This is a genomic window from Endozoicomonas ascidiicola, from assembly GCF_001646945.1.
Classification (GTDB): Bacteria; Pseudomonadota; Gammaproteobacteria; order Pseudomonadales; family Endozoicomonadaceae; genus Endozoicomonas; species Endozoicomonas ascidiicola.
Window position 1 is genome coordinate 563357 of record NZ_LUTV01000003.1, and the last position, 24466, is coordinate 587822.

The following is a 24466-nucleotide window of genomic DNA, read 5'->3' on the forward strand; positions in this document are numbered from 1 at the left end:
CAACGGAAGGAACCAGAAGATGAACCATTACTCACTACTCACAGAACTGACTGACAGTGGTCTGTATGAACTGGCAAGTGAGCTACAGGAAGTCATTATCAACGAAGATCCAGAGGACTATGACAATGCTTAACGAAGCCTTGAGAAACAATCTCTCACCAGAAGAAACTGCTAAGTATTGTCTGGAAGGAAAACCACAAGATGCTCTCTACCAGGCACTTCAGAAAATTGAAGAAGTCTCAAAGGGTAATCAGGAAGCTACTGAATCATTATTGGATAAGATAGACGACCTGAGTAGTCGATTGCAGCAACTTCTGGTGATAGCTGAAGACGACACTGAGAGAGAACTGACAGAAATGAACCAGGATCTGACTGAAATTCGCTCAGATTTGGTGCAATTAAGGTTGCGCTAAAAAAAAACATTTTTATTTTTGATCGTCACTCATTTACTTGAAAATCTCGCATAGCGAACAATACGAATAACAGGAGGTAAGCGACTACCAACAATAGGTATTACCCACAATTTATCCACAGTATCTCCCCAGCTTTGTCTGCTGGCTCCGTGGGTAAGTACTGTAGTAGGCTTTAAGGAAAGCAGCGTGGGAAGTAAAGTAAAAACCTTTATCCACACGAACTGTTTAAAAAATGAACAGGCTGAGAGCCGAGAGGGGAGCCGGAAAAATGGAAGCCATTGCGGTAGCTATACCCTCAAGAAAGTACTGTTTATTTATACAGTAAATGAGCTTACACTATGTAAGGACAACGGAATGACATATATGCAAGGGAGCATTGCAAAACTAACCCATAAGGAGGTTGACCTTGTAGATCCAAGAAATTTAGCTTATGATTTTAACTATCCGATAAGTCATAAGCACTCAATTAGGCATACAAAGCCTTGGCGATTAACAACAATAAAGAGTGAGACTTACATGGATACAGAACTCTGCCATATTGATAACTTTTGCGGCTACCAGGTTTCCGTAGTTAAGCGTAATGATGTGCTGCCTGAAGAAAAGTTCTTTGAAGCATATCGAGACAGCGATATAACGTCGCATGTGCGTATTGGCTCAATTCAGATGTACGTTAGCAATGAAAAACTAGCGAAACGAAAACGGGACGCAATAAGGGAGAAACATAGAGATGAACTTTTCCAAGAAGAATAAATACATCGAAGTAATAGATTTATTCTGGACGGTTTACGATGGGATTCCTTCCCAGGCAATGATGATTTATTTCCTTGTTGCTGAAAACGAAGGGATCTCCATGACCGAATTAGAGAAGTTGTCAGGGATAAGTCAGGCTGCGATCAGTAGAAATGTTGGGAAACTGGGAGAAATAGACCGGAACCATGAAGCAGGTTTAGGTTTATTGAAAACTGAAAGAGATCCTATGGAGCGTAGACGGTTGTTAGTCTACCTCTCCGCTAAAGGTAAGCGATTCTTTGAGAAAACAAAAAAGATACTCGACGAATAATCAGTCAGTAACGATAGGAGGAAACCTATATGTTCGATCCTTACAGTATATTCATTTTGTGCTTAATCATTTTGTTTGTAGGAGTTGCGCTAAGTTAAATCTAAATAACAAAACACAGGGAGAAGTTTATGCCAATCGCTAAGAGAGGGAACAGTTACTTAATGACCGTCAACGATAAGCGACTACCAGACAGACGACTGAGAGTCAGCTTTAAGACGGAAGCAGAAGCAAAAGCATACGAACTTAAAGTGAGAGCAGCACTGGAAAACAATGAAACCATTCCAAGTGCAAAGCCAGGAGCAGGGAAGCAAGGGACTCCATACACTTTAGAACAACTCTACAATCTCACCTATGACCGCTACTGGAAAAACAGTGGTGGTGAAAAAGAACTGAAATCTCATGCTCGCATTGTCCTTAGAACTATTGGCGAAACCGTAGCACCTAAAGACGTAGATGAGACAACCATAGATGCAATGATCCAGGTCTTTGAAGATCAAGGGTTATCAGACAACACAATCAATCGACGTTTAAGTGTGATCTCCAAGATGCTTGGCTTTGCCCTTGATCGTGGATTCATTCACCGAAAACCCAAGATCGAACGTAAGCCAGAAGGTGAACATCGGGTCAGATACTTCAGTCAAGATGAGGAAGAAGAACTAATTGCTTACTTCCGGTTCATTGGTTGTCACGATCTGGCGGATATGGTCACGGTTGCAGTTGATACAGGTCTGAGAAAAGGTGAACTGAAAAAGATCACTGATAAGGACTGCAACTTTGAGGAAAACCTGATCCAGCTACCAGGTAATATCACTAAGACTCGAAAGCCAAGGGACGTTCCCATGACCAAGCGAGTCACTGAGATCCTGAAACGATACACGCAGGAAAAAGGTGTGGTGTTCAAGGGGTGGCCTGACAGTACCATTCAGAAGTATTGGAACAAAGGACGTAAGCACATGGGCATGATGGATGATCCACAATTTGTATTCCATGCCTTGAGACACACCTTCTGTTCACGACTGGTACAACGTGGGATACAACTTCAGGTTGTCGCTAAGTTAGCAGGACACAGAGACTTAAAGACGACACTAAGATATGCACACCTGGCACCAAGCAACTTGAGGTCTGCGATTGATGTATTGGATAGTTGAAATGACACTTGCGCCACATGACACAGGCTTGTGGTGAATTGTGTTTTTACGCCTCAATCTATGACTTTCGGCATATCAATTGACTTATAAAACAAGGGGTTAGGATGAAGGAGTAGCCGTGTGACGCTCTCCTGATCCCTGTTATAAAAAAGCTAACATGTTAACCATGTTGACCAGTGCGCGGGATGCTTCGTACTGGCTAACTTCGATTCTACCACTGTCATCCCACCTTGGAATGCTTCAGAGCAAAAAAATGTTTGTTGACTTATACCAACTGTTTGCGCTCATTGGATGGTGGGAAATTCATGGATTCCCTGTATTTGGCGATTGTGCGCCGGGCTACCTTAATGCCTTGTGCTCCCAGAATGGCTGCAATCTTATTATCGCTAAGGGGTTTTCTGGGGTTCTCTTCGGCGATCAGCTTTCGAATATGAGCGCGAATTGCCGTTGAAGAACACTCGCCGCCTTCAGCTGTGCTGACATGGCTGGAAAAGAAATACTTCAGCTCATAGACACCCCGGGGCGTATGCATGTATTTCTGAGTGGTCACCCGGGAGATGGTGGATTCGTGCATGCCGACTGCTTCTGCGACGTCGGCCAGTACCAATGGTTTCATGGCTTCATCACCCTGCTCCAGAAACGCCTGCTGATAAGCGACAATCTGGCTGGCGACTTTCATTAAAGTCTCATTACGGCTCTGCAGGTTTTTCAGAAACCAGCGAGCCTCCTGCAGGTGACTTTTCATAAAAACATTGTCGCGACTGTTGTTGGCTCGTTGCACCATGGACGCATAACTGTTGTTGATGCGTATTCTGGGTAGTGCATCGGAATTCAACTCAATCGTCCAACGATCTTTAATCTTGCGGACAGAGATATCCGGCACAACGTATTCCGCTTCCGATTGGTCAATACTGCTACCGGGCTTTGGGTTGAAACTTTGTATCAGTGCCAGGGCGTTGCGCAGTTGATCTTCTTTCATTTTGGATCGACGCATAATTTTTGCGTAGTCCCGCGTACCAAGCGCATCAAGATGATCGGACAATAATTTACGAGCGTTATCAAAGTGTGGCGTTGAGGGCGGCAGTTGTAGCAGTTGTACTAGCAGGCATTCCTGTAGATCGAGGCTGCCACAACCTACCGGATCAAACTGTTGAATTCGGTGCTGAAGAACTTTGATCTCTTCAATCTCTAATTCTTCCAGTTGGCTTTGCAGGGAAAGATAGATTTCATCCAGTGAACAGGTCAAATAACCGTCGGGGTTGATGCCTTCAATAATGGCCAGGCCGATTAAACGGTCTCTGTCGCCCATGGGCGTCAGATCAAGCTGCCATTCGAGATGATCCTGAAGGGATTCGGTGGAGCTGGATTTTGCCAGCGGATCATAATCATCATCTCGGTTACTGGCTGGTAGGCTGGAGTAAACATCATCCCAGGCTGAATCAACGGGAAGGTCATTGGGAATGCTGTCTGACCATTCAGTCATTTCCTGAGGCTCTGCCTCGGCGTTGTCTTCGCTTAGGTCTACCAGATTTTCTTTGCCATCATTTTCGCCGTCATTGCTGGTAGCAGGCTCATCGGACTGAGCTTCATCGGGCTCCAGCATTGGGTTTGACTCAAGGGCTTCCTGAATTTCCTGTTGAAGGTCAAGTGTAGAAAGCTGAAGCAGACGTATCGCCTGTTGCAGCTGTGGCGTCATGGCCAGCTGCTGCCCCATCTTGAGCTGTAAAGAAGGCTTCATCGGTAACCGTATACCTTTACTTCGTTGTCCGTGCCGGTGAGTTTACCTGTCTACGGCCATGAAGTTTCAGACAGGGGCTCGTCATTTCAAAATAGGTATTTGCACGGATGCTATTGCGAGCACTCTCCATGTGAGCCTGATTATAACCATAGAGTAGCTATTGAAAAAAGCATGGGGTCGAAAGATTGTCTGACAGCAGTCATAACAAACGGCATTAACCTTATGTTTGATTATTTGCACTGATTAAAAAATGAACTGAGGTTTGTTTGACATTGGTCAATTACAAATCGCTGTACAAAAAATATCCTACGCGGCTGTAAAAAGCATTGGGTTATTTTGTGGATTTTCTAATTGTTATCCCAGTCGTTGCGCTGGTTATTTATGGCATTGTTAAAAATTACAGTGCTTCAGCATCACTGGCCATTGCCGGCCTGGTATTGCTGAGTGCTGCTGCGTTGATGGGGGAGCAGAGCATTCTGCCCGAAGCCAAGGCCACCGGCTTTATGCCGTTTGATCTGTTTGAACTGATGAATGCGGTGTTTAAAAACCGTATGGCGGGTCTGGGTTTAACCATTATGGCTTGTGGTGGCTTTGCCAGTTATATGTCGCATATTGGCGCTTCTGAATCACTGGTTCGTCTTGCTGTAAAACCCATCAGTAAATTCAAGTCACCGTATACCGTTCTGGCACTTTGTTATCTGCTCAGTGTCGTACTTCAGATGTTTGTTACTTCCGCTACAGGCCTTGGTCTTCTATTGATGGTGACGCTCTATCCGGTGTTAAGAAACATTGGTTTGAGCCCTGCATCTGCGGTTGCTGTTATCGCATCTCCAGCAGCATTTGAGATTGGTGTGACTCAGGTTAACGCAAACTTTGCGGCCAGCCAGTCTGGCATTGAGATTACTGAGTATTTTCTGAACTATCAGGCTTGGGTTACCGTCCCTATGGCGTTGGTAGCGGCAGGGCTGCATTTTGTATGGCAACGTCGCTGCGATCTGAAAGACGGTTATGTTGCAGCAGAGCATGTTGGTGAAGGCATCGAAAAATCCGATGACGACAAGCCAAAAGCGCCTGCTTTTTATGCATTGCTGCCAATGATTCCATTTTTCCTGTTGCTTACGTTCTCCAAGATGATGGTGACATCCATTAAAATGAACTTGGTGGTGGCCATGTTGATCAGTGTGTTTGCCGGCATGCTGTGTGAGCTGATTCGTTCCCGCAAGATCAAAGAATCTTTGGATGGTTTTGATAGCTTCCTGAACGGAATGGGTGCAGTGTTTGGTCCTGTTGTCGGATTGATTATCGGTGCTGAAGTGTTTGCCACTGGCTTAAAGCACATTGGCGCTATTGATTCCCTGTTGGGCTCTGCTCAGGGTCTTGGCATTGGTGCTGGTGGTATGACCGTCTTTATGGCAATGCTGATTGCAGTTGCCGCCATTATGATGGGCTCTGGTAATGCCGCATTTCTGTCGTTTGCCACGCTGGCTCCAGATGTGGCGAAGACCTTTGGGGTTCCAGCGGTTGCCATGTTGCTGCCAATGAACTTTGCTGCATCCATGGGGCGTTCAATGTCGCCGATTGCTGCTGTCGTGATTGCCTGTGCGGGTATTGCGAAGATCTCACCCTTTGAAGTGGTGAAAAGAACAGCGGTGCCGATGGTTGGTGCATTTGTGGTTGGTATGGTTCTGCACTTGATTTTGTTTGTGTGACATTAATAGAAAGGCTGGTTTAACCAGCCTTTCTATTAAGCCGTTACAAGCTGAATTGATGCCCAAGATAGACGTCACGAACCTTTTGATTGGCCAGTACGGTATGACTATCACCCTCAGCAATGATGTGACCTTCGCTGACGATATAAGCCTTTTCGCAGATATCCAGAGTTTCCCGGACGTTGTGATCAGTGATCAGCACGCCGATTCCCCGGTTCTGCAAGTGACGAATAATCGATTTGATATCACCGACAGAAATGGGGTCAACACCGGCAAAGGGTTCATCCAGCAGGATGAATGTAGGGTCGGTTGCCAGTGCCCGGGCAATCTCTGCTCGTCTTCTCTCGCCACCAGACAGAGCCATACCAGCACTGTCTTTTATATGACCGATATTGAACTCTTCCAGCAGGGATTCCATTTTGGCAATGCGCTGCTTTTTGTTGAGATCTTTCCGGGTTTCCAGTATCGCAAGAATATTATCTTTGACGCTTAAACGCCGAAATATTGAGGCTTCCTGAGGCAGGTAACCAATGCCTGCGCGGGCGCGATGATGCATGGCCTGAAAGGTCAGGTCTTGAGTATCGATGCTTACGATACCGCCGTCAGCTTTGACCAGACCAACAATCATATAGAAGCAGGTGGTTTTTCCGGCACCATTAGGGCCTAGCAGACCAACAATTTGCCCGTTATTCACTTCCAGAGAAACGTCTTTGACAACGCTTCTGCCCTTGTAGCTCTTACTGAGATGTTCTGCCTTTAGGGTTGCCATCCGCTCATCTGCAAATCAAGTAATTAAATTAGGGTGCAACAACTATTGGAGGTTGTCGCAAAAAAAAACAAGCATCTCGTTCCCATGCTTTGCGTGGGAATGCATCCCCCTAAATTTTCAACGGTATAGAAGTATGGGTTCCCACGCAAAGCATGGGAACCAGGGGGTTACAGCAACCATTATTTAGTTGTTGTCGCTTGTTTCGGCTGAATAACCATCTGTACCCGGCCACCATCACTCTGTGACTGGGAACCTTTGGCGTTTACCGTTTGTTTTGCCAAGTCGTAGTTGATCTTATCACCCTTAAAGGTGTCACCTTGCTGGGTCAGCTGTGCATCGCGTATCAGTTCAATTTCATCTTTTTTGATGCTGTAATGAATCGTGTAGCCCCAGGCTTGCACCGTTCCCTGAGCGTTGGCTTGAAGCTCTTCGTAGTAGGCACGTTTCTTTTTACCCTGAGCCGTCACTTTAGTGACTTCCTGCCCGCTGGTTAATACAGTAACTGTGTCGCCTACAATGCGGGTGGTACCCTGAGTGACAATCACATCACCCCGGTAAATGGAGATGCCTTTTTTGTTATCAATATCCGCAGTATCCGAACGAATATTGATGGGTTGTTGACGATCTTCAGGTAAAGCAAGTGCCAGTGCGGGAATAAACAGCAATCCAGCGATCAGGCTTTTATTCAGGCTCATAAGTCCCCCGCACTCTCGATTTCAAGTGAATTTGTCCCTGCTGAAAATAAGCGGTCATGCCGGTTGCCCGGGTTTCACCATTATCGGTAATGATCAGCACCGGGCGATGGGTATCTGCCACTTCTTCTTTCAGAGAAATGGTAACGAAATCTGTATCCATACGAACTCTGCCGGTGCTCTGGTTGTTTTCACTGGCAATTCCGGTGGCGAATCGACCGGCGGTATTGTCCTGAATAACGACCACATTATCCCAGAGCTCAATATCATCGCCACCGGGCAATAGTTTGCCATTATCCGCGCGGGAAGTCGTGATCTGACCGTTGTTGCCCTGATTTTTCAGCACTGGCATCTGCAGCAGCGTGTGATCATTATAGGGATAATGGGTAATGCTGTCTGATTTCAGTTGGTACTTCAATGAGCCAGTAATGTCATGTTCTTTGATCAGGGCATCCGTCAGGAAGTAGTCGGCGTCCTGATCAATGACTTCTGTCGGGCTATTTGTGACGATAGAGGCGGGACTATCGGCGAGCCAATAGACCAGCGCCAGAATCGCCAGCAGGATAGCACTGAGAATCAGGGTGGTACGATAGGTCATTCAGATTCCGTAAATAGCTATTTAAACGACACCGGCTTTCAGCATGTCGTGCATGTTGATGGCGCCAACCGGCTGACGATTCTCGTTAACACAGATCAGAGCATTGATTTTTCGGTCATCCATGATTTTCAACGCTTCGGCTGCCAGGATGTCTGGAGTAATGGTGGTGCATTGCACCGTCATCACATCATCAATCAGAGTCTTGTGAGGATCAACGCCCTGATCAAATGCACGACGAAGGTCACCATCGGTAAAAATGCCCACCAGTTGACGATTGTCGTCCACAACCGTGGTCATGCCAAGGCCTTTTCTCGTCATTTCCAGTAGCGCCTCGCCAAGGGCAGTGCCTTTGTTAACCGCAGGAATCCGGTCTCCGGAGTGCATGATGTCCTGAACTTTCAGTAGCAGCCTGCGACCCAACGCACCACCGGGATGGGAAAAAGCAAAGTCTTCCGCGGTAAAACCGCGGGCTTCCAGCAAAGCGATGGCCAGAGCGTCACCCATTACCAGTTGGGCGGTGGTGCTTGACGTCGGAGCAAGATCCAGAGGGCAGGCTTCTTTATCAACACCTGTATTGAGGTTGATCTCAGCGGCTTGCGCCAGAGTGGATGTTGGTTTTCCCGTCATGCTAATGACTGGGGCGCCCATGCGTTTAAACAACGGTAGCAGTGTAACGACTTCAGAGGTTTCGCCGGAGTTGGAGATGGCCAATACAACATCTTTTGCGGTGATCATGCCCATATCACCATGGCTGGCTTCACCAGGATGCACAAAAAATGCCGGTGTGCCGGTACTGGCCAGAGTCGCACAGATTTTGTTGCCGATGTGGCCGGATTTACCCATGCCAACCACGACCACACGACCACTGCATTCCAGCATGATTCTGCAGGCACGGCTGAAGTCTTCACCAATTCTTGGCAGGATAGCTTCAATGGCGTCTTTTTCTATTTCGATGGTGCGACGGCCACTGTTGATGAAAGTGATAAAAGTTTGGTCAGAGCTCATTACTTACTAGTCTCAATTAGTTTGCAGGTAAAGCCAGATTGCATAGGCCAAATAGCCAGTAATCAGGGCGACACCGGTAAAGCGTCCAAGGGTTTTTGGTTGTTTGCCAATCATGGCTAACGCTGCCAGAACCAGAGTAAAGGCCAGCATGACTGGATAATCCCTGTCCATTACTGATGGGTTCAATGCACCGGGTCTTACAATCCCCGGCATGGACAGTACTGCCAGCAGGTTGAATATGTTTGATCCTACAACATTACCAATGGCGATGTCGTGATGCCCGCGAATCGCACTGGCTACCGACGCGGCAAGTTCTGGCAGGCTTGTACCGATGGCAACAATGGTCAGGCCAATCACCAATTCACTGATGCCCAGAATCGTCGCAATTTCTTTTGCGCCCCAAACCAGTATTTGAGCGCTAATCAAAAGCATGACGAGCCCGCCAATCAGTTCAAGGTAGGCGCGACCTTTTGGCATCTCTTCCAGTTCTTCCGTTTCAACCAGAGGTTCTTCCGGGTGTGACTTTTGCCAGTACACCATCAGGTATAGGGTCACAAAAAGCCCCGAAAGCAGTACCAGGCTTTCCAGTAAGCCCAGGTAGCTGTTCCACAGGCAGGCGCCGGCAATCAGGGTCACGAACACCAGCCATGGGATCTCCCGTCTGGCCAGTGCTGTTTTTACTGGAAGTGGCGCTATCAGTGCCGTTAACCCTAGTACCAGACCGATATTGGCAATGTTTGAGCCAATGGCATTACCCACAGCAATATCCACAAGCCCCTGCTGGGCGGCCATTAGGGATACCAGAATTTCGGGAGCCGATGTGCCGATGGAGACCACGGTAAGGCCAATCAGCATTGGGGAAATACCCCAGTTTTTTGCCGTAGCAGCGGCACCGCCTACAAAGCGGTCAGCGCTCAGAGTAAGCAGTATGAAGCCAATAATGATGGCTATAATGGCGAGGATCGCAGGATTCATTCCGGGGAGTTTCTCAAGGTGTCGACAGTAAAGAGAGGAGTTTATGGAAAACAGGGGCTTTAATGCAACTTTAACTGTCGATGTACTATCTTCGTTTTTTGTTGCACAAATCGCCAGTGAGGGTGCAATAAAATTGTGAAACAGGTCATAATATACGGCTTGGATGATTTTGTACTTATCTTATGCAGGGATCTGCTTACCCGATGAACACCATCTCAACTAATCAATCAACTGATAACAGTAGCGATGCGCTGACCACGGATAATTTTATTGAAGTCCGCGGGCTGAGTTTTTACCGTGGCTCAAGAGTGATATTTAATAATATCGATCTGGATATTCCCCGTGGGAAAGTGGTCGGTATTATGGGGCCGTCGGGTACAGGTAAAACCACGTTGCTGAGGTTGATTGGCCGACAGCTGGTGCCTGATCAAGGCTCGATCATGGTGGATGGCCATGATATTGCCAGTTTGTCTCGAGAACGATTATTCGTCCTTCGTCGTAAGATGGGTATGTTGTTCCAGAGCGGTGCGCTGTTTACTGATCTCACTGTTTTCGAAAACGTGGCATTCCCTTTACGTATCCATACTGAGCTGTCTGAAAGTATGATTCGCGATATTGTATTCATGAAGCTTCAGGCGGTTGGCTTACGTGGTGCCTGGTCGCTGATGCCCAGTGAACTGTCCGGTGGCATGAATCGTCGTGTCGCACTGGCGCGGGCTATTGCGCTTGACCCTGAAATGGTGATGTATGATGAGCCCTTTGTAGGGCAGGATCCTATCGCCATGGGTGTGCTGGTTGGCCTGATTCGTAAATTGAATCAGGCGCTGGGTATAACCAGTATCATTGTGTCTCACGATCTTCATGAAACGGCCAGCATCGCTGACCTTTTATATTTGATTGCCGATGGTGAAGTCATTGGTCGCGGAACCCCGGAAGAGATGCTTAACTCCACTGATCCAAGAGTAAGCCAATTTATGCAGGGAATGCCGGATGGGCCGGTGCCTTTCCATTACCCGGCCAATGATTACCAAAAGGAATTGTTAACACCGGAGGTGTTTGATGAAGTTTGACGTACTGGACCGGCTGGCGCAGCTGGGTCAGTTTGGGCTGGGCCATATTCAGTCCATTGGGCGATCCGGTATTTTTCTGTTTCTTGCTATTTTCTCCAGAGCGAGTTTCAAAAACAAAGGTGAGCTGCTGATTCGTCAGCTCTACAATGTCGGGGTTCTGTCGTTAATTATCGTGACAGTATCCGGGCTTTTTATTGGTATGGTTCTGGCACTTCAGGGATATAGCATTCTGGTCAGTTACGGATCAGAAGGTGCGGTGGGGCAGCTGGTAGCCCTGAGCCTTGTACGAGAGCTCGGCCCTGTAGTGACGGCGCTGTTGTTTGCCGGCCGTGCCGGTTCAGCGTTGACCGCTGAAATTGGTTTGATGAAAGCCACTGAGCAGTTATCCAGCATGGAGATGATCGGAGTTGATCCGCTGAAGCGGGTGATCGCACCGAGATTTTGGGCTGGTGTTATTTCCATGCCATTGCTGGCTGCCATTTTTAATCTGGTGGGTATTCTTGGTGGCTCCATGGTGGGTGTTGATTGGCTGGGTATATATGAAGGTTCTTTTTGGACCGGCATGCAACAGTCCGTTGACTTTATAGATGATGTTGGCAACGGCATGGTGAAAAGTCTGGTGTTTGGTATTGTTGTGACCTGGATCGCTGTATTTCAGGGTTATGATGCAACACCCACTTCAGAAGGTATCAGTCGTGCAACAACAAGGACGGTAGTTTATTCCTCCCTTGCGGTGCTGGGTTTGGATTTTATTCTCACCGCAGTGATGTTCGGAGAGCTTTAAGGAGAGCTGGAAATGCGGATGCGCACAGTAGAAATCAGTGTAGGCGCTTTTATGTTGGCAGGGATGTTGGCGTTAGTGGCTATGGCTGTAAAAGTCAGTGGTCTGACGACAAGTGGCTCAGGTGAAACTTATGAGCTCACTGCTTATTTTGATAACACCGGCTCTCTGAAGCCCCGGGCTAAAATCTCCATGGCTGGTGTCACCATTGGTAAGATCAAGCGAGTAGAGCTGGATAAGGACTCTTATATGGCTAAAGTCGTAATGGGGATTGACAGTAAAGTTGATAATATACCAATCGACAGTACTGCAGCCATTGTGACCGCAGGCTTGCTGGGAGAGCAGTTTATCAGCATCAGCATCGGCGGTGATGATATTTATCTGCAGAATGGTGAGCGTTTTGAAGATACTCAGTCAGCGCTGATTCTGGAAGAGTTGATAGGCAAGTTTCTATTAGGCTCAGTAGGTAAGGATAACTAAGTGGAGTTCCCTGGTATGAAATGGATGAAGGTGAACATGAAGCCTTTTATGGCGCTCTTTATGGCAATGAATGCCGCGTTAGTGCTGTGGTCATCCAGCGCTGTAGCATCATTGGAATCTCCTCAGCAGGAAGTGGAGCGGATTACCACAGATTTGCTGGCAACCTTTGAGAAAAATATCGGCAATTACAAAAAGCAGGGTGATGTTGGTGTAGATCTGTTTATTGCGGAAGTTGATCGTCAGCTCTCTCCTGTGGTTGCTTTTAACTCCATTGCCAAAGGGGTTATGGGGAAGTATTCACGACGAGTGTCTGCTGAGCAGCTTGACCAATTCACCAGAGTTTTTAAATCCAGCCTGATTAATTTCTATGGCAAAGCGCTGTTAAAACTCGATGATACGCAGTTAACCATCGAAAGTGTAAAAGCGGTTCCGGAGTCAGTGCTTAAAGATTATGAAGCCGGCAAGGCACGTCTGATTCCGGTGGATATGTCGGTAAGAACGTCGACTACCTCTGTTGCTCTTTCCTACTCCATGGTTTACATGGATGACCGTTGGAAGCTGAGAAACATCATTGTCGATGGCATCAATATTGGTATTCAGTTCCGTAACCAGTTTGCTGACGCTATGAACAAACATGGTGATGTTCAGTATGTGATTGATAACTGGACTAAAATCATGGAAGGCAACGCGGCTTCGGAAAAGAAATCATGACGCTGACCCGAGTTGAACCGGGCAAATTCCAACTGTCAGGTTCAATCACCTTTGATAATTCACCCAACATCGCTCTGGCCGGTGAGAAGGTTTTATTAAAAGACGATCTGAATCGGTGGGAAATTGATCTGGCCGGTGTCGTGAAAGCTGACAGCTCCGCGCTGTCAGTCATGCTGGCCTGGGCTCGGCTGGCCAAAAAACATAAGAAAGACCTTTGTTTTGCTAATATTCCCGACAAGCTCGATGCACTTTCTATAGTGTGTGGTCTCCACGATGTGATTAATAGCGTGACATGCGCTGCAAAATAGGCGCTCAGTCTATTCATGACGCTCTCAGTCAAGTATCATTCTACGGTTTGATTAAGTACCCAATCATACGAAATCATATTTTCTGACTCATTGGTTAGCCACTCTGCCGCGTTACATCTTCGATCACATAGCTAAGGCTATGCTCACTGCGATGTGCCTTGCATAGTAACTACCCACTAAGCCAGAAATCTTCGATTTCATATGATCGGATACTTAAACCACTTTATATCTAAGTTACTATGCAAATGAATATGACATTTGCATAGTAACTTTTTTACCTGAATGAAATTCCCTGAGAGGTTGGACGATGCAAGCCGAAGAGGTCAAGGCGCTGCTGGAAAAAGAGATTGCGGGTGCAGAAGTATTGGTTGAGGGCGAAGGCTGTGATTTTCGTCTGACCGTAATCAGCGACCAGTTTGAAGCCATGAGACCAGTAAAGCGGCAGCAGCTGATCTACTCTCATCTGAATCCTTTCATTACCAGTGGTGCCATTCATGCAGTGTCAATGGTAGCTCTAACCACTGCAGAGCGTGCCAGACAACTGGATAGCCAGCACTAAGTGAGAAACCATGGATAAACTGATCATCACCGGAGGCGAGCGTCTTGATGGCGAAATTCGCGTGTCCGGTGCTAAAAACTCTGCACTCCCTATTCTTGCAGCAACATTGTTGGCTGATGAGCCGGTAACGGTTTGTAACCTGCCTCACCTCCATGACATCACCACCATGTGTGAGCTGTTTGGCACCATGGGTGTTGAACTGCTGGTCAACGAGAAAATGAACGTTGAGGTGCATGCCAGCACCATTAAACAACTGAAAGCACCCTATGAGCTGGTGAAAACCATGCGTGCGTCTATTCTGGTGCTTGGACCGCTGCTGGCTAAATTTGGTGCGGCGGAAGTTTCTCTGCCAGGCGGTTGTGCCATTGGCAGTCGTCCGGTTGATCTGCACATTCGTGGTCTGGAAGCCATGGGTGCGGACATTATTGTCGAAGATGGTTATATCAAGGCAAAAGTTAAAAATCGTCTGAAAGGTGCTCACATCTTTATGGATACTGTCACTGTGACAGGGACAGAAAACATCCTGATGGCAGCAACCCTGGCAGATGGTGAAACCATCATCGAAAATGCTGCCCGTGAGCCTGAAGTGGTGGATTTGGCAGAATGCCTGATCACCATGGGTGCCAAGATCGAAGGTCATGGTACGGATGTTATCCGTGTACAGGGCGTTGAGCGACTGAATGGCTGTACTTACTCTGTGGTACCAGATCGTATCGAAGCAGGTACTTATCTGATTGCTGCTGCTGCTACTGGCGGTCGTGTTCGTTTGAGAGATGCTCAGCCGGATATTCTGGATGCTATTTTGCTGAAGCTCCGCGAAGCTGGTGCTTCCGTTGAGTGGGGTGATGATTGGATTGAGCTGGATATGAAAGGAAAGCGCCCCAAAGCGGTTAACCTGACAACAGCACCTTATCCTGCTATGCCGACGGATATTCAGGCTCAGTTTACCGCGCTGAACATCATCGCTGAAGGTACTGGCCGAATTACCGAAACCGTATTCGAAAATCGCTTTATGCACGTACAGGAACTAACGCGTATGGGCGCGGATGTGGACGTGGAAGGTAACACAGTGATCGTAAAAGGTGTTGAGAAGCTCAATGCTGCACCGGTCATGGCTACGGATCTTCGTGCCTCTGCAAGCCTCGTGATTGCTGGCCTCGTTGCTGAGGGCGATACGGTGATAGAGCGAATCTATCATATTGACCGTGGTTATGAGTGCATCGAAGAAAAGCTGCAACAGCTGGGTGCCAAAATCCGTCGCGTTCCTGCCTGATTATCCTGCATTACCGCCCCTGTCTGTTCTTTTGGTCAGATAGGGGAACTTTTCTGATGAATACCATTCTAATAAAACGGCAGTCTCGTTTTGGGGTGAATACCTCTCTCAGGTTCAATGGATGAAGCGGAGTTAATTATTGCTTGGAAGTTAGCCATTCTAACCTGCTGGTTACTGAGTTCATAGGCACTTTCCTTTTAAAAATCGGATGTTTGCAGAGGTGAGTAAGTGCCATTCAATACTATAAAATCTTGGTGGAATGGGCGTTCAAGTAACCAGCCAGATAACTCTGTACCTGCAGGAAATAACACTTCTCAGATTAGTGGCACATCATCAAGCGCTGATCATCTATCACGCAATGTTCAAGTTGTCTCTCCTGCACTAGATACTCAGGTTGCCCTGGTCAGTCAACCTCAGCCCTCCGAACAGCAAACTTCGAATCAAAGCCAGAGCCTTCAAGAAAGGGCTATAAACTGGCTAAAAACACCTCTTAAATATTTACCTTCAGCAGAAAAGGTGGTTGCAAAATCATTTGATTACTTAGCTCCTGCTGAAACAAAACGCTTATTAGGATCAGTCGCTGAAAAAATTGTAGGGCAAATCCTTGAAGAGTTTACGAATCTTCGGAAGTTAACCGAGGTTACTGTAAATGACCCGAAAAATCAGAATGGCGATGACTATGAATTAAATTTATTACGCAAAAAAACTCGAGATGTTTTCAATGATATTCTAATCGAGTCATTGCAAAAGCCAGTTCGTTATATTGTCGACCGACTGAATAGTCGTCATGATTTGACGGAAGATCAAAGGCAAATTGTTGTTGATACCGCTATTGCCATCGCATATCAGGAATTAACTCCCGTTATTCTGGATGCTGCAGAGTCGGGCCTGAAGAATGTTGAAAATAAAGAGACCCTTAAGGAGGTTATTGAATCCAGTCTTGCGGAATTTCTGGGTATTGCATGGCAGAAAAAAGAAGGCTCATCTGTCGATCCATTAGAATATGCTGCAAGTGAACTAATACAGAAAAAAACAGCAGGGATTAGTGATACCGTTAGCGAAAAGATATCAGACCTTGGGCAGTTGCTTTATCACAGTTTACCTTTGTATCTGGATAAGCCAGTTTTCAGCACTGCGATTATGGATATTCTGGAAAAAACAGTTAAAGATGCAGTGACTGGTATTACAAATGACCAAAACACAGGCATCCAAGCTGGTATTGATAGTGCGAAATTTATACCTGTAGATAAACTGGTTATTGATTCTCTGGTCAGTTTATTTCGACAAGAACTCCAAGCGTCGGTTCTAAAAAAATATCAAAATCGTCATGCTCTTTTTAGTTTTGAATTGGCTGGTGGGAGAATGGAGGCAGCGGTTAGAAATTATATTGATTTATTGTTAGAAAATGTCAGAAGTGATTATAGAAGTGAAGAACGTGACTCTCGCTCTCAAAGGGGTGTTTCGGGTCTTGTTGATTATTTTTCTTCCTTTAGCCTCATCAAGCAGAAACTTGCATCCGCTATTATTTCATTACCTGAGAAAGAGGAATGGGTGCAAGAGAATGTTTCTAAAGGTCTTGATGCATTAGTGGCAGTAGCAAAACGTGCCATTACCACGGGTGCTCAGGAAATACAAAATGCGCATCTACGGCGCGAAGCTGAAGCTCCTTCAAATGAAGCTCATTCAAATGAAATGCCTGCAACCAGTGCATTGCCCACTGTTAGAGAACAGTTAGCAGATTTTCAAGCCTCTTCATCCTCAGCTAGTTCAGATACGGCAAATAGCGCTTCAGCAACAAATTCACCAGCGATTTTGCCAGAAGAAGTACCTCAATTAAGTAAAGCCCTGCAAGAGTTAGTTGGTTTGTTATTTACAGGTGTGGAACAAAATCAGCAGAAGATTCTTAGCGGCATTGACCAGCCAGCTGATGCTGTTATTCAAGAGCTGGTTGATAACACGCTTGAAACGGTTTTTCTTGAGCATACAAATGTTGAGCGTGATGAGGCGGGTGGATTTGTTGATAAAAATCAACAAATACTCGTTGCTACAAAAGGCGCACTGGGAGCCGAATCCCGAACCCGCATATCAGCACTGCTTTCTAAATGGTTGCTGAGCTCTGTTAAATCCATAAAAGGCTGGATTGATGACCACGAGGATGGAGCCCGGCAGGCTATAAGCAAGAAGCTTCTTGAACCCCCTAACCAGGGTATTTCTGATCTCTCAGAGCCCTTGGTTGAATTTATAGAAGAGGCGACAGGGAAAGCCGTATTGTCAGCGATGGCAAGTGCTGGTTCTGAAATGTCTTCCGTCACGGGAAGAAAAAAAGTACCCACGGTTCCTGAAGAGCTGAGGCGTGTTAAAGCATGTTCTAAATCAACGAGTGACGATATTGATCTCCATAAAAGAAGTGCGCCAGAGCTTAAGCATGGAGACAAGGGTGAGACACTTGACTCTTCAATAAGCAGGCTTGTACCAAAACGTTCAGAGCAACACTCTTCTATGGGAGCCATCAGGATCTCAGATAAGAATGGCGCTCAACTTCATCAAGACAGCTTTAAAGATGAGCTCATCGATGGACTGGCACTAAATCAGTTTGAGCAGATGACAGGTAAGCTGAGTGATCAGAGTGAGCTGATCGTTGAGGAAGTCCTTCACCCTGTTCTTGAGACGTTGGTAGAAGAGATGAGCCATGCCCATAAAGGTGTATTGGGCTTGATCAGGCAATGGTTTTCTCATGAGCAGAACCTGTCTGACTTTTCAAAAAAGCTCAGTGATGCACTGACGCCTGTTTTGACACGAACGATTTGTGAAAACGAGATATTGCCTGCAGCTGTTCGGGCAGAAGGCCAGCAAAAAACTGCAGTTGAGTTATATGTCAGAGGGCTCCTCACTGAAAAAATGCCTCTATTGACCGGGTATTTGACGAAGTCCTTATTGGATAGGTTGACTGCGCACGAAAATGAACTGGGTTTATATGTTGATAAGGAAATAATTAGTCCAACGATTGAAAAAGCACAACCAAAAGTTATAGAGATAGCAAAAAGAAAGCTTGACGCCATCAGTGATAATATCGAACGGCACCGTAATCACCAGCATGGCCTTTCAAGACTCTCTGCAGCCTTGACTGTCAGTGCGGATATTCATAAGCACCAAAAACCATCGCAAATCAAAAAAGAGAATTTCAAACGGGATGCAGAGCGATTTTCCAGACAACCTGGCAAACATGAGCATTCAAATGCACTAACTGCTGAAATGAAGAGTACTGTCGCTGATGGTATTACTTCAGCAGCTTTCCCCGTTTTTCAATCGATGCATAAGAATAAAAAGCAAGTTGAGCAAACCGTAGCATCGAATGTCGAGACAGTTATTGATGAATCGATTAAGACTGGTATTCAATATGTTGATCAAACAGGAAAATTATCAAAAAGTAATCAATTAAGTAAAGAAGCCAAACAGTTCTCTGGAGTTATGGCACCTATTTGGAAGAAGGTATTGCTGCATAAAGTTCACGAGGCAATAGAGTCTGGTTTTCAGTGGCTGGATAAAGGATTTAAAACCGGTGAGCTGAAAGAGAAAATAAGATCGGCCTTAACAGGAGAAGCTGGTAAGGATGACAACGAGAGAATACTAAGCCCTGATGACAGTCAGAAAGGACTTGGTGTTTCAACAGTGCCCGCTGATTATCTCAAACCGGCTGCTTACGCAAAGCTTAAAGAGATAACGACTGATTCCGCAAAAGATGCTGCTGATCGTTTGAGTAGTGCTCTTCAAGCGAGTGACCTGTTGTCGAACAAAACCATCACCAATGGTATTGATCAGATTATTCAGGGAATGGTGAGCCCATCGCTATCGAAGGCTGAAGATCAGCTTGACCGAATCAAGAAAGAGAAAGTCATCAACCCGCTTGCTGATGTCATTAAAGCAGAGTTGTGGAGTGTCTATCAGAAGGGAGCAAATAGTTTTACTCAGTGGGCACAGCAAGAAAATAATGCACGTCAGCTGATCAGCAACCTGAGGCAGGCTTTCCGGCCTCTGGCAAAAGCACAGATTAGTTCGATGCTGACTGAGTATATAGATGGGTACAACCCTGGGGATGCTGAGTGGTCCAAGGTTGATGACTATCTGGAGGGTGTTCTGGATAGTGGCATGGACTCACTGCTGCAAATGGGGCTCAATAGTGCGATCCAATGGATGGGAGACTTCCCTCGTGATCAAGATGAGACTGATGTCGAGGAAAAGAAAGCTTATAACACCGAGCGCTTGATAAAAGGAGAACTTGGAAAGTTAGTTGATCATTCAAAACAGCCGTTGTTGGAAGCCGTTGAGCAACGTCTGGAAATATTAAAAGCCACTGCCGCAGACTGTGAACAAAATGGGCAAGGGTTTAATCGCTTTGCAGGCAGGTTGCAATCACAAACAGCTAAGTCAGAAGACAAATTACAGATAAAAAATGCGACAGCAGAAATTGCTGAAAATAGTCAGCAAGCTGAGCAAGCGGTACAAGAGACAGCCGCTACAGAAGCTACAGCAACTCATGATGAGTCTTACCAATACAGACAAGCAGAACTTGTTGCTTTAGGCAAAAGTGCTGCTGCGTCGGTAAATGATGTACTGGATGCTTTTAAAGCCAGCAGAGCAACAATTCAGAACGTACTGGAATCATCCTTGAAAGTGGTTACGTCAGAAGCGATGACCACGGTTGCTCAATGGGTTGATAGTCAGGTGGAGAGCAAGAATGGTAAGGATGTAAAGTGTATTGAAAAAAGTTTTGAGCGTCATCTTTCACCTCTACTGGTACATCAATTTGCAGGCAGCCTTCTGGATCAAACTGCTGGGTTTGTAGAAGAGCAACTGAGTCCTGAAGGTCTTGTCAGAAAAACCATAGAGGGGCTGGGTGATAAAAAGGATGCAATAGAGGAAGATCAGCAGCCACCCTTGACACTGGAGGCATATCTTCAAAAGCAATTAAAGCCGGTGCTTAATGAGAACGTCGATATAGGCTTAGCGGGCTTTGCTGCAGATAAAGCCAATGAATTAAGTAAGCTCAAACTCGATAATCAATTTTTATCTCACCCTCTGGTAGCCAATGCTATTGAAACGGTCATTTTGGATGTCTTGAGTAAAGAGTGTGAGAAGGGGACAAGATTATTAAATCGAATAGCCCCCGATATTGATGATAAATGGTTTAAAGACTTCCAGGTTCCTGTGCGTAAAGCTGTGGTTCAGGAATTGATGGTACTTCACAAAAAGGCACTAAAAGAATCGGTGAAATGGCTTAATCAGCAGGAGAACAGAGCTCGTTTGGTTGCCAGAATGGAACCTGCTCTGCGACCAATGGTGACTGATTTTATTGCCCATAAACTGTTGTCGGATGCGACCGGTCAAACCCCTCGAGCCGTAGATATTGCAAGAATTTCTCCATTCATCAGTGATAATGTTCATAAGGTGTTTGGTGAGGCTGTAGACATTCAATTGAATAGCCTGGTTCAGTGGGCAGATGATGTTGATTCCAGAAGTAGTGAGGCACAGGAATACATTGAAAGGTTGGTCGTAGCATCTGAGCATGAGTTATTGACTGTGACCAGAGATCGCCTGAAGACATTGCAATCGTCTGCGGAGCTGCAGAAAAGGCATGTTCACAAGCAGGAAGAATTAAGACAGCTTCAAAGTGTGGCTGACCTGCACAAGAAAAATTATCTGGAAGCAAAACAAAAGCCTCGCCCTATTTGCAGCGTTGCTGGTGACCGGCATGATGTTGAGGCAAGCAAAAGGTTACAGGAGCTCAAACAGCTTGCTGATTTATCAGAGCAATTGTATTTAAACGGAAAGAGAGAATTTAAAGCCTTTCAGAAAGATTCGGGAATAGCCCCTCAAGAGAAGGCGGGTGTTCAGGGATTAGCAGATCGTCTGGTAGCTGATGCCAGAAAGAACCACTCGGAAGCATTTGCAAAAGCAGAATCCGAGAAGGCGAAACAGGCTTCAGAAAAAGCGCCAGCAGCTCAGAACGTAAATAATGAGATCTTCAGCAAGTATAAGAATGAGCTGATTCAGCAATTTGCCAACGGTGTGACAAAGCTGACTCGTAAGGTCGCCAGACTTATTGCGAAAAATAAGCCTGCAGTCGTTCCTGCTGTTAAACGGCATGCGCAGACTATTGCGAACAGGTTGGTGAATGTTGCTGTATTCAAAGGTGTTGAGAAAACAGCAGGCCCTGAGGATGCTAACCGTAAAAAAGTAACGGAAGCCATTAGATTACATGTTGAAAATAATGTGTCCCAGCATCTGGATACGTTAATAAATGAGAATACGGATAGTCTGGTTGCCTACCTATCGAGCAAAGAAGCTCTGTCAGAAATTCGAGGAGCCATCGTCAATGGCCTCACCCCCGATGAAAATGAAGATGGCAAAAAAGATAAAGGCTTCAATGTTAAAAAATCAGGAAGAAAGCTATCAGCGGCGATTGATAATGCGATAAAGAAAAGCTTCGCCAGCGTGGACAGTAAGGTTGGTGAGCTTGCTGGAGACAGCCCGAGTTTGCCTATCCCTCTGTTGCAGCAGTTTGCAAAAAATGCCATGGCTCATGTGTGTGCCAAGGGCGGAAGTTGGATTGGTAAACATCAGGATGAAATCTGGGAAGAAGTGGTTCCCGGCATTAAAGAGCAAATGAAAAATACGCTGAGGCAGGCTCAGACAGAAGCTCTCGATATTGCACTGGATTGGCAAAAGAACGATGAAAATGTGAAGCAGCTGATCAACCCTCTGGTGAGCAGCCTTGAGAAAACGGTGACTAAGTTGGTGACCAGTGCGGCTGCTGCAGAGATTGCTGAAAAGATTGGTGGCGATGTTGAGTCTGTTCGTCTTGGTATTAAACTGATGATTAAGCCTCTGGTTAAACCGTTGATGAAGGAAGTCAGCCATCAGGTTGTCCAATCGCTCTCTGACTGGAGTAAACAGAATCGTGAAGCAATGGTAGCCGAGCTATCTTCTCATGCGGATCAAATGATTGATGCTGCAGCACCGGTCATTCATGAGGAAATCAGAAAAGTGGCACTGTCGAATGCTGCTCGAAAAGTCGATCAGATGGATGTAAGCAAGCTTGCGGAAAAGGTTGCTCAAGCCATTCCTGAGACGTTTGATTTTGAAAAGATGACAGAAGGTGTCGTCTCTATTGGTAAAAAGACCTGTATCCCGAAAGAGCTGCCAAAAGTTCTGTGTTTTTTAATTCAGAAAGTCGAACTGTATAAGGCACTGGGTGGAAAGGTTGAAGAAGGCATGTATGTTGATCGCCTGATAATTGATGGAGACTGCTTTAAAGACATCAAAGCAAAGCTGAAGGTTATGGCTGATGGCTCTATCCGGGTGGATAAGCTGAGCTTTGAAATGCCAAACCAGCCTACTCCGGATGATAGTCTGGAGATCAGTGCCAGTGATGTATCACTGGATTACCAATTACCGGAAAACAGTAAACTCAGAAAGGCCGCTATACTGGCTGCTGCTGGTTCTTTAACCACAGAAAACCTGGCTTCTACGTTGTTTAAAGAGTTCTTTCCAAACAAGGTTCATATGACAGCTGGAAAGATTAAAGGAGGCTTTAAGGATTATTGGGCTTACGATCAATCAACAGCTGCCATTAATTTTGACATTTCTGATATTGAAGCAGATTTTAATGTTCAAAAGCATTACCCAACCGGGTATATGGATATGAATATCCACGCTCCCAGGGAAGTAAATCTGGACGTATCCAGTGATGGTATTGTCAAGTTGATTCAGGGGACGCTTAAGCTGGATAATGAAAGAAATGGTCATGCAGACATCTGCTTTATTTTTGACCCGACCAGGCAAAGTAAATTAATCCACTGGCTGGTGGGTGATGTCCGGGTAGAAGCAGGTTTTACCGTGAAGAATGGTGTGGGATATCTCGATAATACGGGTGCTCTGAAGATTGACTGTGACCGGCCATTCTTCCAGCCGCTTTGCCACGCTATGATAAAAAATACGATTAAGGCCTGTATCCCCGGAGTTTTCAAACTAAGAGAAGGGCATGTTCTTAAGCTGAAGGCAAAATTGTTTAATGAAAAGCGCGGCAACAAAGTGCTAAATTTTTTTGCGAAAGCAGCAAACTTCTTCTTCTCGTTTTTCATTCCTACCATCAAAATCAAAATACCGTTTACGGGTTTCTCAAGATTGGAGCCTGGGGAAGAGGGACTGCTGGGTAAATTCAACTTCCTGACATTCGTTGACAGTATTTTCCCATGGCCGGTATCGATTCATAAACAAAGTAACGAGGGCGCGTTACAGGGAATCAGTAAGACTGATGATAAACAGGATGTCAGTGAAGCTGAGAGACTGAAGCGTATTGAGAGCTGGAAGCAAACCGTGTTTATGGATATGAGGCATGGGCATGTACCATCGGCTAACCGGTCACTACGCCTTGTCTCTGAGCAAGTCATTTATACCATGCTGCAAAATGCCCGTATTGAAGGAATATCCTCTCAAAGAGTGAGTGCCCTGAAAATATTGGCCTTATTAGCGACTGCTGAACCTGAAAAAGCGGTGTCAGTGCTTCAGAAGATTGGTCGTGATACCGGGGATTTTAATGGCATTATTGACTTTATAAAGGCAAGAATCGCGGAGCCTGAGAAGGATGAGCCTTATAAACAGGCTATGATTCTGCCTTTATCGGAAGAGCAGGAGAAGTTAGAGAGGTTATTGCAGTACTATGAAAATAGCCAGAACAGTCCTGATGGTTGTATTTATAAAGGCATTGAGCAGGTTGCTATCAAGAAGAAGTTCGTCAGTCAGGTCGGCAATATTGCAGCTAAACAGCTTCAGGAACATGGTGGTTTAATTAATGAAGTTCTTCCTCCGGATCTGATTGCTCTAATGGACCCCGCGTTTGAATTTAAGGATAAGTTTTTATCTTCTGTTGCTGTTCCTGTAAGGCAGCTTTCAGCTGATGATGGCTATGCTTCTGGAGAGGGATCGATTGCAAGCGATGTTTCAGATGTTGGCAATCTCTCTGATCTCGGAGGAGATTCCGATGATGATAGTGAAGGAGGTTACTCATCAGAGTCTGGCGTATCAGATGAAGAAGGTGATTTAAAGGCTATGCCTGTCAATCATGGAGTTACTCCAGAGCCTGAAGTCGCTGACCATACAGCTCCAAAATAGGTTTAT

Annotated in this window: 19 protein-coding genes; 13 read left to right on the forward strand and 6 right to left on the reverse strand. The window is 45.9% G+C overall.

Going from position 1 to position 24466, the window contains the following annotated elements:
- Nucleotides 1–125 precede the first annotated feature (125 nt).
- From AKL11_RS09995 to AKL11_RS10010, 4 genes are all read left to right on the forward strand, one after another.
- Nucleotides 126–413, forward strand: coding sequence for a hypothetical protein (locus AKL11_RS09995; RefSeq protein WP_067516934.1), 288 nt, complete (start codon nt 126–128; stop codon nt 411–413).
- A gap of 186 nt (nt 414–599) precedes the next feature.
- Complete coding sequence (locus AKL11_RS10000; protein ID WP_067516936.1) at nt 600–1163, forward strand: hypothetical protein; 564 nt, start codon at nt 600–602, stop codon at nt 1161–1163.
- A complete protein-coding gene (locus AKL11_RS10005) occupies nt 1141–1473 on the forward strand; it encodes a MarR family winged helix-turn-helix transcriptional regulator (protein WP_067516938.1) in 333 nt (110 codons plus the stop codon). Before AKL11_RS10000 ends, AKL11_RS10005 begins: the two co-directional genes overlap by 23 nt.
- A 128-nt stretch (nt 1474–1601) precedes the next feature.
- Nucleotides 1602–2621: a tyrosine-type recombinase/integrase gene (locus AKL11_RS10010; RefSeq protein ID WP_067516940.1), complete on the forward strand. Its 1020-nt coding sequence runs from the start codon at nt 1602–1604 to the stop codon at nt 2619–2621.
- Between the two features lie 265 nt (nt 2622–2886).
- Here AKL11_RS10010 and AKL11_RS10015 read toward each other — a convergent pair whose 3' ends face one another.
- Nucleotides 2887–4359, reverse strand: coding sequence for an RNA polymerase factor sigma-54 (locus AKL11_RS10015; protein WP_067516942.1), 1473 nt, complete (start codon nt 4357–4359; stop codon nt 2887–2889).
- A 338-nt stretch (nt 4360–4697) separates the two neighbouring features.
- Here AKL11_RS10015 and dcuC point away from each other — a divergent pair, with 338 nt between their 5' ends.
- Nucleotides 4698–6068, forward strand: coding sequence for a C4-dicarboxylate transporter DcuC (gene dcuC / locus AKL11_RS10020; RefSeq protein WP_067517317.1), 1371 nt, complete (start codon nt 4698–4700; stop codon nt 6066–6068).
- Nucleotides 6069–6111: 43 nt separating this feature from the next.
- Here dcuC and lptB read toward each other — a convergent pair whose 3' ends face one another.
- The 5 genes from lptB to AKL11_RS10045 form a co-directional block, all read right to left on the reverse strand.
- Complete coding sequence (gene lptB / locus AKL11_RS10025) at nt 6112–6837, reverse strand: LPS export ABC transporter ATP-binding protein (protein ID WP_067516944.1); 726 nt, start codon at nt 6835–6837, stop codon at nt 6112–6114.
- 179 nt (nt 6838–7016) lie between these two features.
- Entirely contained in the window at nt 7017–7532 is a 516-nt protein-coding gene (gene lptA, locus AKL11_RS10030) for a lipopolysaccharide transport periplasmic protein LptA (RefSeq protein WP_067516946.1), read from the reverse strand.
- Nucleotides 7519–8127, reverse strand: a complete 609-nt coding sequence (gene lptC / locus AKL11_RS10035; protein ID WP_067516948.1) for an LPS export ABC transporter periplasmic protein LptC — start codon at nt 8125–8127, stop codon at nt 7519–7521. The genes lptA and lptC overlap by 14 nt, the downstream gene beginning before the upstream one ends.
- Before the next feature lie 21 nt (nt 8128–8148).
- Nucleotides 8149–9132: a KpsF/GutQ family sugar-phosphate isomerase gene (locus tag AKL11_RS10040; protein WP_067516949.1), complete on the reverse strand. Its 984-nt coding sequence runs from the start codon at nt 9130–9132 to the stop codon at nt 8149–8151.
- A gap of 12 nt (nt 9133–9144) precedes the next feature.
- On the reverse strand, nt 9145–10107 hold the full coding sequence (locus tag AKL11_RS10045; RefSeq protein ID WP_067516952.1) for a calcium/sodium antiporter: 963 nt from the start codon (nt 10105–10107) through the stop codon (nt 9145–9147).
- Nucleotides 10108–10310: 203 nt separating this feature from the next.
- Here AKL11_RS10045 and AKL11_RS10050 point away from each other — a divergent pair, with 203 nt between their 5' ends.
- From AKL11_RS10050 to AKL11_RS10085, 8 genes are all read left to right on the forward strand, one after another.
- Nucleotides 10311–11177 carry an ATP-binding cassette domain-containing protein gene (locus tag AKL11_RS10050; protein WP_216636473.1) on the forward strand — a complete coding sequence of 289 codons (867 nt, stop codon included), beginning with the start codon at nt 10311–10313 and terminating at the stop codon, nt 11175–11177.
- Complete coding sequence (mlaE, locus tag AKL11_RS10055) at nt 11167–11961, forward strand: lipid asymmetry maintenance ABC transporter permease subunit MlaE (protein ID WP_067516954.1); 795 nt, start codon at nt 11167–11169, stop codon at nt 11959–11961. The genes AKL11_RS10050 and mlaE overlap by 11 nt, the downstream gene beginning before the upstream one ends.
- Nucleotides 11962–11979: 18 nt before the next feature.
- The gene (gene mlaD / locus AKL11_RS10060) at nt 11980–12438 is read left to right on the forward strand and encodes an outer membrane lipid asymmetry maintenance protein MlaD (RefSeq protein ID WP_425387567.1); all 459 of its coding nucleotides are present in this window, start codon (nt 11980–11982) and stop codon (nt 12436–12438) included.
- A gap of 15 nt (nt 12439–12453) precedes the next feature.
- Nucleotides 12454–13149 (forward strand): MlaC/ttg2D family ABC transporter substrate-binding protein, encoded by a 696-nt coding sequence (locus AKL11_RS10065; protein WP_157673498.1) that lies wholly within the window; start codon nt 12454–12456, stop codon nt 13147–13149.
- Complete coding sequence (locus AKL11_RS10070; protein WP_067516960.1) at nt 13146–13457, forward strand: STAS domain-containing protein; 312 nt, start codon at nt 13146–13148, stop codon at nt 13455–13457. The genes AKL11_RS10065 and AKL11_RS10070 overlap by 4 nt, the downstream gene beginning before the upstream one ends.
- A gap of 307 nt (nt 13458–13764) precedes the next feature.
- A complete protein-coding gene (locus tag AKL11_RS10075; RefSeq protein WP_067516962.1) occupies nt 13765–14016 on the forward strand; it encodes a BolA family protein in 252 nt (83 codons plus the stop codon).
- A gap of 10 nt (nt 14017–14026) precedes the next feature.
- On the forward strand, nt 14027–15289 hold the full coding sequence (murA, locus tag AKL11_RS10080) for a UDP-N-acetylglucosamine 1-carboxyvinyltransferase (RefSeq protein WP_067516964.1): 1263 nt from the start codon (nt 14027–14029) through the stop codon (nt 15287–15289).
- Nucleotides 15290–15805: 516 nt separating this feature from the next.
- A complete protein-coding gene (locus AKL11_RS10085; protein ID WP_157673499.1) occupies nt 15806–24460 on the forward strand; it encodes a hypothetical protein in 8655 nt (2884 codons plus the stop codon).
- Nucleotides 24461–24466: the final 6 nt, after the last annotated feature.

Coding starts and splice junctions, on each gene's coding strand:
- AKL11_RS09995 (WP_067516934.1), top strand. CDS start 126: ATGCTTAACGAAGCCTTGAGAAACAATCTCTCACCAGAAGAAACTGCT.
- AKL11_RS10005 (WP_067516938.1), top strand. CDS start 1,141: ATGAACTTTTCCAAGAAGAATAAATACATCGAAGTAATAGATTTATTC.
- AKL11_RS10010 (WP_067516940.1), top strand. CDS start 1,602: ATGCCAATCGCTAAGAGAGGGAACAGTTACTTAATGACCGTCAACGAT.
- AKL11_RS10015 (WP_067516942.1), bottom strand. CDS start 4,359: ATGAAGCCTTCTTTACAGCTCAAGATGGGGCAGCAGCTGGCCATGACG.
- lptB (WP_067516944.1), bottom strand. CDS start 6,837: ATGGCAACCCTAAAGGCAGAACATCTCAGTAAGAGCTACAAGGGCAGA.
- lptA (WP_067516946.1), bottom strand. CDS start 7,532: ATGAGCCTGAATAAAAGCCTGATCGCTGGATTGCTGTTTATTCCCGCA.
- lptC (WP_067516948.1), bottom strand. CDS start 8,127: ATGACCTATCGTACCACCCTGATTCTCAGTGCTATCCTGCTGGCGATT.
- AKL11_RS10040 (WP_067516949.1), bottom strand. CDS start 9,132: ATGAGCTCTGACCAAACTTTTATCACTTTCATCAACAGTGGCCGTCGC.
- AKL11_RS10045 (WP_067516952.1), bottom strand. CDS start 10,107: ATGAATCCTGCGATCCTCGCCATTATAGCCATCATTATTGGCTTCATA.
- AKL11_RS10050 (WP_216636473.1), top strand. CDS start 10,311: ATGAACACCATCTCAACTAATCAATCAACTGATAACAGTAGCGATGCG.
- mlaE (WP_067516954.1), top strand. CDS start 11,167: ATGAAGTTTGACGTACTGGACCGGCTGGCGCAGCTGGGTCAGTTTGGG.
- mlaD (WP_425387567.1), top strand. CDS start 11,980: ATGCGCACAGTAGAAATCAGTGTAGGCGCTTTTATGTTGGCAGGGATG.
- AKL11_RS10065 (WP_157673498.1), top strand. CDS start 12,454: ATGAAATGGATGAAGGTGAACATGAAGCCTTTTATGGCGCTCTTTATG.
- AKL11_RS10070 (WP_067516960.1), top strand. CDS start 13,146: ATGACGCTGACCCGAGTTGAACCGGGCAAATTCCAACTGTCAGGTTCA.
- AKL11_RS10075 (WP_067516962.1), top strand. CDS start 13,765: ATGCAAGCCGAAGAGGTCAAGGCGCTGCTGGAAAAAGAGATTGCGGGT.
- murA (WP_067516964.1), top strand. CDS start 14,027: ATGGATAAACTGATCATCACCGGAGGCGAGCGTCTTGATGGCGAAATT.